Source organism: Acinetobacter sp. GG2 (assembly GCF_000292385.1).
GTDB classification, from domain to species: domain Bacteria; phylum Pseudomonadota; class Gammaproteobacteria; order Pseudomonadales; family Moraxellaceae; genus Acinetobacter; species Acinetobacter seifertii.
Genome location: NZ_ALOW01000038.1, coordinates 269,941 through 283,090, shown reverse-complemented (window position 1 = coordinate 283,090; position 13,150 = coordinate 269,941). Strand labels below are relative to the sequence as shown.

The 13,150-nt window shown below is 38.5% G+C and carries 11 protein-coding genes; 6 read left to right on the top strand and 5 right to left on the bottom strand.

The genetic code is table 11. The features are described 5' to 3' along the window. Nucleotides 1-165: 165 nt before the first annotated feature. Nucleotides 166-762 (top strand): glutathione S-transferase family protein, encoded by a 597-nt coding sequence (locus B554_RS0114575; RefSeq protein WP_019458627.1) that lies wholly within the window; start codon nt 166-168, stop codon nt 760-762. 47 nt (nt 763-809) lie between these two features. On the opposite strand, the gene B554_RS0114570 is transcribed toward B554_RS0114575, so the two are convergent. After that, a complete protein-coding gene (locus B554_RS0114570; RefSeq protein ID WP_025465232.1) occupies nt 810-1,502 on the bottom strand; it encodes a TIGR04219 family outer membrane beta-barrel protein in 693 nt (230 codons plus the stop codon). A 630-nt stretch (nt 1,503-2,132) separates the two neighbouring features. Between B554_RS0114570 and B554_RS0114560 the strand changes: the two genes are divergently transcribed. Both B554_RS0114560 and B554_RS0114555 read left to right on the top strand, forming a co-directional pair. Then, the gene (locus B554_RS0114560) at nt 2,133-3,611 is read left to right on the top strand and encodes a sodium-dependent transporter (RefSeq protein WP_019458625.1); all 1,479 of its coding nucleotides are present in this window, start codon (nt 2,133-2,135) and stop codon (nt 3,609-3,611) included. A gap of 12 nt (nt 3,612-3,623) precedes the next feature. After that, complete coding sequence (locus tag B554_RS0114555; RefSeq protein ID WP_004704675.1) at nt 3,624-3,767, top strand: methionine/alanine import family NSS transporter small subunit; 144 nt, start codon at nt 3,624-3,626, stop codon at nt 3,765-3,767. Nucleotides 3,768-3,807: 40 nt separating this feature from the next. Here B554_RS0114555 and rsmB read toward each other — a convergent pair whose 3' ends face one another. Both rsmB and fmt read right to left on the bottom strand, forming a co-directional pair. After that, nucleotides 3,808-5,112, bottom strand: coding sequence for a 16S rRNA (cytosine(967)-C(5))-methyltransferase RsmB (gene rsmB / locus B554_RS0114550; protein WP_019458624.1), 1,305 nt, complete (start codon nt 5,110-5,112; stop codon nt 3,808-3,810). Beyond that, nucleotides 5,109-6,071, bottom strand: a complete 963-nt coding sequence (fmt, locus tag B554_RS0114545; RefSeq protein ID WP_019458623.1) for a methionyl-tRNA formyltransferase — start codon at nt 6,069-6,071, stop codon at nt 5,109-5,111. The genes rsmB and fmt overlap by 4 nt, the downstream gene beginning before the upstream one ends. Before the next feature lie 348 nt (nt 6,072-6,419). On the opposite strand from fmt, the gene ilvD reads away from it, so the two are divergent. The 3 genes from ilvD (at nt 6,420) to B554_RS0114530 (ending at nt 10,662) form a co-directional block, all read left to right on the top strand. Then, a complete protein-coding gene (gene ilvD / locus B554_RS0114540; protein ID WP_019458622.1) occupies nt 6,420-8,249 on the top strand; it encodes a dihydroxy-acid dehydratase in 1,830 nt (609 codons plus the stop codon). A gap of 313 nt (nt 8,250-8,562) precedes the next feature. After that, nucleotides 8,563-9,852 (top strand): hypothetical protein, encoded by a 1,290-nt coding sequence (locus tag B554_RS0114535; RefSeq protein WP_019458621.1) that lies wholly within the window; start codon nt 8,563-8,565, stop codon nt 9,850-9,852. A 78-nt stretch (nt 9,853-9,930) separates the two neighbouring features. Further along, entirely contained in the window at nt 9,931-10,662 is a 732-nt protein-coding gene (locus B554_RS0114530) for a sulfite exporter TauE/SafE family protein (protein ID WP_019458620.1), read from the top strand. 9 nt (nt 10,663-10,671) lie between these two features. Here B554_RS0114530 and B554_RS0114525 read toward each other — a convergent pair whose 3' ends face one another. Continuing rightward, the gene (locus B554_RS0114525; protein ID WP_019458619.1) at nt 10,672-11,562 is read right to left on the bottom strand and encodes a LysR family transcriptional regulator; all 891 of its coding nucleotides are present in this window, start codon (nt 11,560-11,562) and stop codon (nt 10,672-10,674) included. 79 nt (nt 11,563-11,641) lie between these two features. Further along, nucleotides 11,642-12,937: a solute carrier family 23 protein gene (locus B554_RS0114520; RefSeq protein ID WP_004704691.1), complete on the bottom strand. Its 1,296-nt coding sequence runs from the start codon at nt 12,935-12,937 to the stop codon at nt 11,642-11,644. Nucleotides 12,938-13,150: the final 213 nt, after the last annotated feature.

Genomic DNA, 13,150 nt, shown 5'->3' with positions numbered 1-13,150 from the left:
TCGAAAGAAACCGGGGTGTTTTTTTATGGCTAAAATTAAAATAAAGATAAAACTCTGAATAAAGTAGACAATAAAAGCAGATATATATTAATTCTAAGAAAGAGTTCTGTTATAAATAATAAGAAAATTAATCTTTTAAGTAAGCATAATAAGGGAAGTGAATCGATGATAATTTATGGTGATGTAGGTTCTGGTAACTGTTATAAAATTAAATTATTACTTTCCTTATTAAAAATTAATCATACATGGATCCATGTTGATATTTTAAACAAAGAAACTCAAACAGATGATTTTTTGTCGTTAAATCCGAATGGAAAAATACCTGTATTAGTGCTGGATGATGGTCGTGTTTTGAGTGAATCCAATGCTATTTTAGGTTATGTGGCTGAAGGAACAAAATTTATTCCTACAGATCCTTTTATTAAAGCAAAAATGTACCAATGGATGTTCTTTGAGCAATATAGCCATGAACCGTTTATTGCAGTTGCTCGTTTTATTAATAAATATTTAGGTTTACCACCAGAAAGAATAGATGAATATCATAATTTACAACCAAAAGGGCATAAAGCGTTATCAATTATAGATAAAGCTTTAGTAGAGTATGATTATCTTGTTGGAAATCAATTAACCATTGCGGATATCGCCTTATATGCATATACACATGTCGCTGACGAAGGCGGCTTTGATTTAAAGTTATATCCAAATATTCGAGCATGGTGTCAAAGAATTCGAGAACATTTAGGTTATGTAGATATGATTTAAATAAAAAAGAACTCATATAGAGTTCTTTTTATATCTGAAAGTCTGATTTAAAAATGTGCTTCTAAACCTACATAAGGACCTTTAAACTCAAATTTTAGGTCATTATTATCATAATCATCTAAGTCAATATTGAGTACGCGGTAGCCAGCTTTCAAGCCTAAATCAACTGCTAAATTATCGATGAATTTATACTTTACCTCTGCTAATGCATCAGTAATTTTTGCATCATTAAAGTTTGTATAGGTTGCTTCGCCTTTAGCACTTAAACCTGTGAATGGAAGTTTTACTTCGCCTGACAAATAAGCGATAGGATATGTTTTATCAATATCCACACGTTTGCCAGTATAAGCAGTGATATCACCATTTAATACAGTTGCCCCAAGACCAGCATCTACACTCACAATATTATCGAGTAACTCGTAGTAAAGAATAAAATCGCTATGATCTAAATTAATTTTATAGTTAGCCTGGCCTAAGGTTTCTGACTTGGTTTGCGTATCTAGATTTACATAGCGAATTTTTGCATTTGGAATAAATGGAATTGGGTGCTCAAAAGCTAATGATAGTTGAGCACTACCTTTTCGATCTAAATCTTGGTCATCTGGTAATTGTGAAGACATGTTTGCTTTACCATCGTAAAACCAGTAACTCACGTCTCCTTTAACCCCTATAAAATCCGCTTGAGCAAATCCACTAAGACTCATCCCGAGTGCTAGAAAAGACATTTTTAATATCTTCATCATCATATCCTAAGAAAAAGAAATCTTTGAGCGCATGATATAGATATCTTGGTAGTTATGCATTGATGAAAAATAGTGTATAAAAAACTTATAGAGTTTTAATTTTTTAAAATATTATATATTTTTGATTTTTATATAAAAATATGTATTTTGTTGTGAAAATTATTTTATAGAACTTAGTATAAATTTTGTGAAAAAAGAAAATGATGTTTTACTCATTATTATGAGAAAAATTAGTTGATATATCCACTTTGAGAAATCTAAAAGAATTTAAATGGTAGAAAATATCATTGTATATAGCAGCACAATAATATGCTTTAAAATACTAATATCAGTTAAAAAATGATCAGACTAGATCAAAATTTCTAAAAAAACGTAAAATTTCAGATGGAAATTACAGTAAAAAGAAATAAAAACAGGTATTGTTCAGCTATATAGGGGCAAAAAATGGACAAAAATCTTTAAGGAAGAATTTTCTATTTTTGCTTGTTTGTTTAGGGAAGAAAAATACTCAAAAGGTTCATTTTATTTTCTACAAACACAAAAGTATTTTTTGGTTCTTTTTTTGCATGCGGAATAACAATCAACAATAGCAGTAAAAATAAGTAATCTCTTAACATTAGGTGTTCTATGACAGATTCTCGTGAAAACTGGACGTCACGATCTGGTTTTATTATTGCAGCCGTTGGTTCGGCTGTAGGCTTAGGTAATATTTGGCGCTTTCCATACGTTGCATATGAAAATGGTGGTGGTGCGTTTCTTATTCCTTACTTACTTGCACTCATTACTGCTAGTTTACCGTTACTATTTTTAGATTATGCGGTAGGTCATCGTAGTACAGGTTCACCTCCTAAAGCCTATAGAGCTTTGTTTAAGGGAGGAGAAACTTTAGGATGGTGGCAGGTTTGTGTTTGTATCATCATCGGTTTGTACTACGCAAGTGTACTGACTTGGGCTGGCAGTTATATTTATTTCTCTATTGGTCAAATGTGGGGAAGTGACCCAGAAGGCTTCTTCTTCAATACTTACTTACAGACCTCAAAAGCAACAGGCTTTGATTTGCAGTTTGTAAGTCATCTATTTTGGCCAATTGTGGGAATTTGGGCGCTGACTTTAATCATTTTATATGGTGGAGTGAAAAAAGGTGTTGAATTATCGAATAAGATTTTCATGCCTTTATTATTTGTTTTATTTACTATTTTAGTGATTCAGTCATTGCGTTTACCTGGTGCGGCACAAGGTTTAAATGCATTCTTTACCCCAAACTGGTCTGCCATGATGGACTATAAAGTTTGGTTAGCTGCTTACGGTCATACCTTCTTTTCACTTTCTGTTGGTTTCGGGATCATGGTGACCTATGCATCTTATTTAAAACCAAAAACCAATTTGACAGGTTCTGGTCTTATTGTTGGTTTTGCCAATGCATCGACAGAGATTTTAGCGGGTATTGGTATTTTTGCTGCGCTTGGTTTTATGGCGCATGCGGCAGGTACTGAAGTTAAAGATGTTGTGAGTGGTGGTATTGGACTCGCATTTATTGCTTTCCCTAAAATTATTTCAAGTTTAGGTTCTGGTGCTGACCTATTTGGTCTTTTGTTCTTCTCTTCATTATTTGTAGCTGGTATTTCTTCAATGGTTAGTATTTTAGAAGTACCTATTGCAGCGATGCAAGATAAGTTGAAGTGGGGACGTAAGAAAGCTGTAACCATTATTGGTGGCGGTAGTGCTCTAGTTTCAATTATTTTATTCTCAAGTGTAAATGCAATTAAGCTTGTTGATATTGTTGATCACTTTATTAATAACATTGGGATTATTGGTGGTGCATTGATCTCAATTATTAGTGTAGCTTGGTTTAAACGTTCAGCACTTAAAGAGCTTCGTGACCATGTAAACCGAATTTCAACCATTCAATTGGGTAAAGGTTGGGACTTCACTTTAACAGTCATTACTTCTTTAATCTTATTAACAACACTTTCTATGACTGTTTTTAATTTGATCAAAAATGGCTATGATACTTATAGTATGAGCTTACAAGGTATATTCGGCTGGGGCAGTGTAATTTTCTGTGCAGTCGTTGCTATCGTGCTAAGCAAAATGAAAGATCGCTAGGAGGATAAAGGAATGAATACTTCGGCAATCGTGATGATGATTATTTCAATGGTGTTTGTGTGGGGTGGGCTGGCTTTATCCATCTTACATTTATCTAAGCATCCTGAAGAGTTAGATGAAGTTTTAGAAGAAGTAAAAGACCAGCACACACTTTGATATTGGTCTGGAAAAAAAGCAGGCTTTTAAGCCTGCTTTTTTATGCGATTTTTTGGATTTTACAATAATAAAATCCATCACCAGATTGAGCTTGTGGCAACAATTGTTTGCCATGAGTTTGTTCAATTCCCCAAGCTGCTTCGATTTTCACTTCTTTTGCATCAGTATGCTCTGCAAAGAAGTCGATCATCTGTTGTTCATTTTCAGCTTTAAAAATTGAACAAGTGATGTAGAGCAATGTGCCGCCAACTTTAAGTTGTTGCCACATGTGTTCCAAAATCTGCTTTTGTAGCTCAATGGTTTGCGCTATATCGGTAGATTGACGCAATAGGCGTATGTCAGGATGACGTCGAATGACACCTGTAGCAGAACAAGGTGCATCAAGCACGATACAATCTACTAGTTCAGCTGGAGTCCACTCGGTTGCATCGGCAGCCAGAATTGCAGTATGGCTTTGATCTAGTGCTAGTCGGTTTAAGTTTTCAGTCACGCGGACTAAACGACTCGCGTCCTGATCAATCGCGATTAACTGTGCTGGTTTAAATTTTTCTAGCAAGTGAGCTGTTTTACCACCCGGAGCAGCACAAGCATCAATCACTGTTTTATTGTTTAAATCAGGCAATAGAGTTGCACATAGCTGTGCATGTTCATCTTGTACAGAAAACCATCCATCTTCAAAACCGGGCAGCTGGGTAATTTGTACAGATTGCTCAAGAACAATACCTGCTTCAGATAGAGCACATGCACGTGCCTGAATATCTAGACTTTGTAGTTTTGCTAAATAAGCATCTCGACCAATGTGTCGCTGGTTCACTCGTAAAGTTAAAGGTGCAACTTGTTTTAATGATTGGCAGAGCGCTTCGGTTTGTTCACCCCAATCTTTTTTTAGTCGCTTAAAGAGCCAACTTGGTAAGCCATGCGCTTGCTGTAAACCTTGCTGAAAATCATCAGTTTCACGAGTAGCTCGGCGTAAAATGGCATTTACAATGCCACTGAGTGCAGGGAATCCAAGTTGTTTGGTCGCATCTACTGTTTCCGAAATTGCAGCATGTGCTGCAATACGCGTACATAAAACTTGATAAAGACCAACGTATAGGCAGGTTTCTACTGTCTCATTATTTAAAGGCTTACTGAGTAGAGGTAAGCTAATTGATTTAAGGGCAAACCATTGACGCAATGTACCTAATACAAGCTCATGGAATAAAGCACGGTCACGCTCTGCCACTTGATTGAGCTGTGTATTTAAAATACTAGCAAGTGATTGTCCTTGCTGAACTTTTAATAACGTCTGGACGACTTGAGCACGTAGGTTAAAACGTGATGAATTTGAATTAACCTGACTCATGGCAAAATCTGTCCTACGTGAAGTTTTTGAGTTTGTGCAATTTGCTGAGCATTTAATGCTTTACCACCCGGCCATTGCACACTCGTCAAACAAACAAATGTATTTTCACCGCAAGCAACATGCACGCCTTGTTTATCAATTGCAATAATTTCACCAGCTTGGGCATCTGCTTTGCTTTGACTAGAAACTGTTGAGTTCCAGACACGCAGTGCATTGTTTTCATCAAGCTGAACAAAAGCGACTGGCCAAGGGTTAAATGCACGGATATTTCGGTCAATTTGAACAGCATCTATTGACCAATCAATACGAGCTTCTGACTTTACGAGTTTATGAGCGTAGACCGTTAAGCTTTCGTCTTGGATTTCGCGTTCTGCCAAATATTTTTGTAGTGTTTCTTCTGACTCAAGTACCGCACAAATTGCTGTTGCACCTTGATCTGCAAGTTTGTCATGTAAAGTCGCAGAAGTATCTTCGACAGTGATTGGGCAATAGGTTTTATACATCATATCGCCTGTATCTAAACCAGCAGCCATTTGCATGATGGTGATACCAGTTTCGTCGTCACCTGTTGCAATCGCGCGTTGAATGGGCGCTGCTCCACGCCAGCGTGGTAATAATGAACCGTGAATATTTAAGCAACCATATTTAGGTGTATCGAGCACAGCTTGTGGAAGAATTAAACCATAGGCTGCAACCACCATCACATCAGCGCCTAAAGCAGCAAGTTCTTGTTGAGCAGCCAAGCCTTCTTCAGTTGAAGCTTTGAAGTGGAGTGGTTGATAAACAGGAATATCATGTTCAAGTGCAAGCTGTTTTACAGGAGATGGCGTTAGTTTTTGTCCACGACCCGATTTACGATCTGGCTGAGTATAAACCGCGATAATTTCATGGGAAGTTTTTAATAAAGCCGCCAATGCTATTGCAGCAAATTCGGGGGTGCCAGCAAAAATAATTTTCACAAATGCAATCCAAAAAGAGTTTATGGGTAGTATACGTGAAAAACGCTTGAAGCCCTAAACTCATAGCGCTTGAGCGTTTTAGTTTTTTAATAGTGAACAAAAAATTATTGAAAAAATTTTATTGATAAAAAAAGGTTATAAAAAAATAAAAAATTATTCATGTAAGTTTTGCTAAATATTGACTGAGTATTATCGTTATTGGCTTTCCCTATATTATTTGCTTCTATAGAATGGAGAATGATCAAATTATGATGATGAGTCAATATTCCGACTGATCTAACGCTATATCAGTATCATTCAGCCAGAGTGGAAGAAATTCCGCTCAAGCACAACTTGTTGGAAACACAAATGCCTGACTATCGTTCAAAAACATCGACACACGGAAGAAATATGGCTGGCGCACGTGGCTTATGGCGTGCAACAGGAATGAAAGATGAAGATTTCGGCAAACCGATTATTGCGGTGGTCAATTCATTTACTCAATTTGTTCCGGGCCATGTCCATCTAAAAGATCTAGGGCAGCTTGTCGCAGCAGAAATTCAGGCAGCAGGTGGTGTTGCTAAAGAGTTCAATACAATTGCAGTAGACGACGGTATCGCAATGGGGCATGACGGCATGCTTTATTCATTACCTTCACGTGATTTGATTGCAGACTCGGTTGAATACATGGTGAATGCACACTGTGCAGATGCCATGGTGTGTATTTCTAACTGTGACAAAATTACACCGGGAATGTTGATGGCTGCGATGCGCCTAAATATTCCAGTAGTTTTTGTTTCTGGCGGACCAATGGAAGCGGGTAAGGTTAAATTCCGCGGTAATGAAAAAGCGATTGACCTTGTTGATGCCATGGTTGTTGCGGCTGATGAAAGTTATACAGACGAAGAAGTTGCAGAATTTGAACGTTCAGCATGTCCAACCTGTGGTTCATGTTCAGGTATGTTCACTGCAAACTCAATGAACTGTTTAACCGAAGCTTTAGGCTTATCTTTACCGGGTAATGGTTCGATTGTTGCGACGCATGCAAACCGTAAAAAATTATTCTTAAAAGCAGGTCAGCTTATTGTTGAATTGGCTAAGCGTTATTACGAACAAGAAGATGCAAGTATTTTACCTCGTTCAATTGCAACTAAGGCTGCATTTAAAAATGCGATGACACTTGATATTGCAATGGGTGGTTCAACCAATACAGTTCTACATTTATTGGCTGCGGCAAGTGAAGCTGAAGTTGATTTTACCATGGATGACATCGACGAATTATCACGTCGAGTTCCTGTACTTTCAAAAGTAGCACCTGCAAAACAAGATGTTCATATGGAAGATGTTCACCGTGCGGGTGGCATTATGGCGATCTTAGGTGAGCTTGATCGTGCGAATTTACTTGATGTATCTGTACCGACTGTACATGAGAAAACTTTAAAAGATGCATTAGATAAGTGGGACATTATTCGTACTGAAGATGCAGATGTTTATGAGTTCTATCGTTCATCTCCGGGTGGTGTTCCAACTCAAGTGGCATTCTCACAAAACCGTTACTACTCAACTTTAGATGGCGATCGTGAAAAAGGCGTGATTCGTAATGCAGAGCATGCATTCTCTAAAGATGGGGGTTTAGCAGTTCTATACGGCAACATCGCGCTTGATGGTTGTATCGTGAAAACTGCAGGCGTTGATGAATCGATCCTGAAATTTACGGGTACAGCACGCGTATTTGAAAGCCAAGATGCCGCTGTAGATGCAATTTTGGGCCATGAAATTAAAGCTGGTGACGTTGTGGTGATTCGTTACGAAGGTCCACGTGGTGGTCCGGGTATGCAAGAAATGCTTTACCCAACCAGCTATCTTAAATCGAAAGGTTTAGGAAAAGACTGTGCATTGGTGACAGATGGTCGTTTCTCTGGTGGTTCATCAGGTCTTTCAATTGGACATGTTTCGCCGGAAGCTGCGGAAGGCGGTGCAATTGGTTTAGTTGAAGATGGCGATACCATTGAAATTGATATTCCAAACCGTACGATTCACTTGAACGTTGATGATGCGACTATGGCGCACCGCCGTACAGTTCAGGAAGCGAAAGGCTGGCATCCGAAAGAAGAACGTAAACGTAAAGTATCAAAAGCGTTAAAAGTTTATGCAATGCATACAACAAGTGCGGCAAAAGGAGCTGTACGCGTTCTATAAAATGTTCAATTTTAATAATTGAATAGGAAACATGCACCCATTAACACGATGAATTGCTATCATGTTATGGGTGCATTTTTTATGTCTGGTAAAAAAAATCCGCTTGTAGAAAAAGGTGTTTTCAGATCATTCTATGGGTTTGCCATAAAATGGTGATAAAATCTTCACCTATGCAGAAACTCGCGAAATAACATGACATATTTTCTGCGCGAACTTAGGTAGTCATTTTTCTATCTCGACTACTGCTTAACCTTGCACTATGATCAAATAACTTTTGATCTCGCTTAGGATTTATTTTTTAGAGGCACTACTCATGTCACTGCTACGCCGTTGGTTTGACCCTATCCGATCGAGCTGGTTTTACCAAAAACCTTCTCGTCAAGCGGTGTTACCCACGGAAAATGGTTTAAGTATTTATTTACGACTTGATGATGTGTATAGCTATCTGGCTGTTCAGCAATTGTCTCAGCTTGATGAAATTTTAAGTGATGAGCTTAAACCTTTAAAAATTATTATTTCTCATACAGCTTCTGAACCTCCAAACAGCATGACGCATGAGGAGTGGCAGAATTATTGTTTAAATGATGCCAAGATTTTAGCAAATCAGCATCGATTTGCTTTTGATGAGTTCCCAGAAATCCCAAGCCAAGAAGCTTTAAAACAAGCCACTGTCATACTAAAAAGAACTCCATTACAAGGTCAGAACTTCTTCCATTTACTTGAAGATATCTTTCACATGCTTTGGCAACAGCAATATGGAAAGTTACGTACTTTACATGCCATGGCGGTGAAGCATCAGATGCCACAGCACTTCCCAGAACGTATTTTTACAGATGAGCCTGTACAGGCAGCGTACTTTGAATTTGGTGGACGTAAATATCACGCAGTGGATGATTTATTACGTCTAACCCGTCGTTTAAAACAACAAAAGTTACTGACAGGTATTCCGATTTTTTTAATTAATCATATCGAATGGCGTGAACATTTGATTAATGATGCTGAAGCACTCAATGAAATTCAGGCTCTTCATCCTGAGCTTGATGTATTTATTGCTTTAGAAGATCCAATGAGCTGGTTACTTCTTGCGTATATTAAAGAAGAACTCGCAGACTATTATGATATTCAGTTAAAAGTCTATCCGCTCAGTTACCAAGGTCGAGACTGGTTTGACTGGAGTTTGGCAACACGTGTTTCTAAACGTACTGAGGTGGCTTTTACACCGTTTTGTCGTCCTACAGAAGAAAGTACGCTTGAGATGGCAAAGCTTTTTTATAGTGTGCCGGAAAGTCAGCAACTCGATGCAATTTTTACGATTTTGCAGGCAGTTTGGACGAAAGGAAAAGACCTATCTTTCCAGAGGCATTTTCAAGAGTTACAACAGCAACTTGGCATTGAGCACTTAACTGAACAGGATGTCCCTTCTCTCTTGGAACAAAATGATGCTCTTTGCAAAGACAAGCATCAGCCTGATTTGCCTGTTTTAGAGTTACGTATTGATGGGCAAAGTTATGTATTTAATAGCTTGTACCGAGTTTGGATGATTGAAAGTATTTTTAGTAATTTTTTAGAAGAAAAATACAAAACGGCCTCAACCTCTAATTGAGGCCTACTCCTAAAAACAAGAATAGGGCAAAACCTGTTTTTTCCGTAGCATAACCATGTAGGGAATCGGAGATAAACAGTGACTTTTTTAGCAATTATTATGATGGTGTTCGCCTTTGCTGGCATGATCAAAGGCATGATTGGCCTAGGTTTGCCCGCAGTATCAATGGGCTTACTCACCATCGCAATGAGCCCTTTTCAGGCTGCATCTCTTTTGATTGTTCCTTCAATGGTCACCAATGTTTGGCAGCTTTTTGCTGAGGGGCATGTTTGGGCTTTTATTCGCCGTTTCTGGACCTTACTCGTAGGCATTGTAGTTGGTTCAATATGGAGCTTTTTACCCACTTTAAGTCAAAGTCATGGGCACAGTAGTGAGATTTTGTTGGGCTGTATGTTGGCCTTATATGGCCTTTATGGACTGTGCGTCAAAAAGCTTCCACACTTAGGGAAACATGAGCGTTGGTTATCGCCGATTATTGGATATATTGGTGGGGCAGTCACCGTAGCCACAGGCGTCATTATTATTCCTATCGTGCCTTACTTGCAGTCTTTGCATTTAAAACGTGATGAGTTGGTACAGGCTTTGGGACTAACATTTACCGTCTCTACCATTTGTCTTGCAGTCTTTTTACACCATAACCCGATGTCGGGAGTAACACTGGACTATCGTTTATCTTTTGCTGCGTTGTTGGCTGCACTCATTGGAATGTGGATCGGTAAAAAAATCCGTTATCGACTTAATGAGCAGTTATTTCGCCGTATCTTTTTTATAGGGTTGGTGTCGTTAGGGCTTTATATGATTTTGCACTGAGCCAAATTTCTAAGGGCGATGCTCTAATAGAAAATCTGCAAATTGCTTATAACTGCTAGGCAACTGGCTGAAATTTTGCGTTGCTAAAAGTAGTTTTCGGTTTGCCCATGCGCCGAGTAATTGGATGGAGTGGAAATCATAGTCCGATTGCAGGCGCTGCGCCGCACGGGCAGGCATAATTGCAATACCCACGCCTTTGGCAACGACTTCAGCAATTGCGCTAAAGTTAGGTAAGCGCAAACGGTACTGTATATTAAAGCCTAATAATTTCGCTTGAGTTTCAATGGACTGTTGCAAAGAGTGGTGGGCTTTAAGGCCAATAAAACCATAGCTTAAAGCCTCTACCAAATTCAACTGTTGATATTGTGCTAACTCATGTGTAGCAGGACAAATCAAAACTAGAGGATCACTCGCAAATTCTTTAGTTTGCAAATGTCGGGTATCAAAAAAACTTGAGACTAGGCCAAGACTTGCAATCCCTTGGGTTAATGCATCTACAATTTCTGAACTTTCTGCTTCGTGCAAATCGATATTCATTTCGGGATGAAGCACTAAATATTGCGGTAATAACGGAGGCAAATATTCGCTTTGAGCAGAAGAGTTACACCAAAGCGTTAAGGCTTGTATTGTAGAAGACTTAAAGCGCTGCATTTCTTGTTCGAGTTGATCTTTTTGTGCTAAAAGCTGACGAGCATGTTCTACAAAAGCATGTCCTGCTGTGGTGAGTTCTACACCTGTGGTTTGGCGAATAAATAAAGGTGTTTCAAAATACTGTTCGAGTTTTTTTATACGCTCACTCGCTGCTTGAAGAGAAATAGCAGAGCGGTCCGCACCTTTAGTTAGGCTACCAGTCGAGACAATATGAAGAACGAGCTGTAAATCAAAAAAATCAAAACGCATGATAGGAACGTATTGAAGCGCAAAAATTTATCATACTAAATCGGAATGAAAAAAGGCAGCTTACGCTGCCTTTTTGAATTTAAGTTTTATCTTTTAAACTAAACAGCCAATTTAGAATAATTGCCGCAAATGTTGCGGTACCAATACCGCCTAAATTGAAATTACCGAACAATAATTCAAAGTTACCGGCACCTAAAATAATCGTGACTGAAGCAACAATCAGGTTTTTATTGTTAGAAAAATCAACTTTGTTTTCGATCCAGATTTTTGCACCAGCAATAGTAATTAAACCAAATACGACAATAGATGCACCTGTCAAAACTGCGCTTGGAATGGTACTAATCACCGCGCCAAATTTTGGAGATAGACCTAAGAAAATGGCGAAGACGCCTGCAATCACAAATACAATAGTTGAGTACACACGAGTGACTGCCATCACACCAATGTTTTCACCATAAGTGGTCATCCCCGGCGCGCCGACACTACCAGAAAGCGTTGTTGCCAAACCATCTGCAACAAATGCTTTACCTAATTGTGGTGTTAGGTTTTCGCCAGTCATTGCACCAACAGCTTTAATATGGCCTAAGTTCTCTGCTACTAAAATGAGCGCAACTGGCGCAATAATTAGCATAGCTTTAGTATCAAAAGTAGGATGTGAAAAGCTTGGAATACCGAACCATGCAGCCTGTGAGATCTGGCTAAAATCGATTGGTTTACCTAAACCTAAACCATTGGTCGTGACGGCATAAATTGCATAAGCCAAGATTAAACCAACCAACAGAAGTAGACGTTGTAATAAACCACGGGTAAAGACTGCAATACTGCCCATACAAAGCACAGTAATTAATGCCATCCACATTTCAAATGGTTGGCCTGCAACGCCTTTAATGGTAACAGGTGCAAGGTTTAGACCAATAATCATCACAATTGCGCCAGTCACCACAGGCGGCATGAGTTTTTCAATCCAGCGCGTACCCGTAAGCATGACAATAAAACCGATGAGTGCGTAAAAAATACCACACGCTACGATTCCACCTAAAGCCATAGACAGGTTTGGATTGGCACCCGAACCTGTAATGTGCCCAGTCGCTGCTGCAACCACACCAATAAAGGCAAAACTTGATCCTAAGTAACTTGGAACACGACCACCTGTAATTAAGAAAAACAGGATGGTACAGATACCGGACATTAAAATAGCAAGGTTAGGATTAAAACCCATGAGTAGCGGCGCTAAAACAGTAGCTCCAAACATGGCAAATGCATGTTGGATACCTAAAACGGCACTTTGAACTGGTGGGAGATATTCATTGGTAGAGACCGGTCGATGGTCAACATCACCTTGGTAAGGCTGCCATTTTGGAAACCAGTTGGACATAAAATAAGCTCATTATTCTTTAATTGGTGCAATCATACCCTTTCTTGGGAAAGCATTTAATCTCTAGAGAGAAGTATATGGGAGAAAAGTAATTATTTTTTAACGATTGGTATAATTTTAATAATTCTAAATATGCGGAATTAGTTATTTTTTTATAATAAAGCTTAATTTTATGATTTTAGAAAAATTTTTAAAAAAATAAAAAATCGGGGA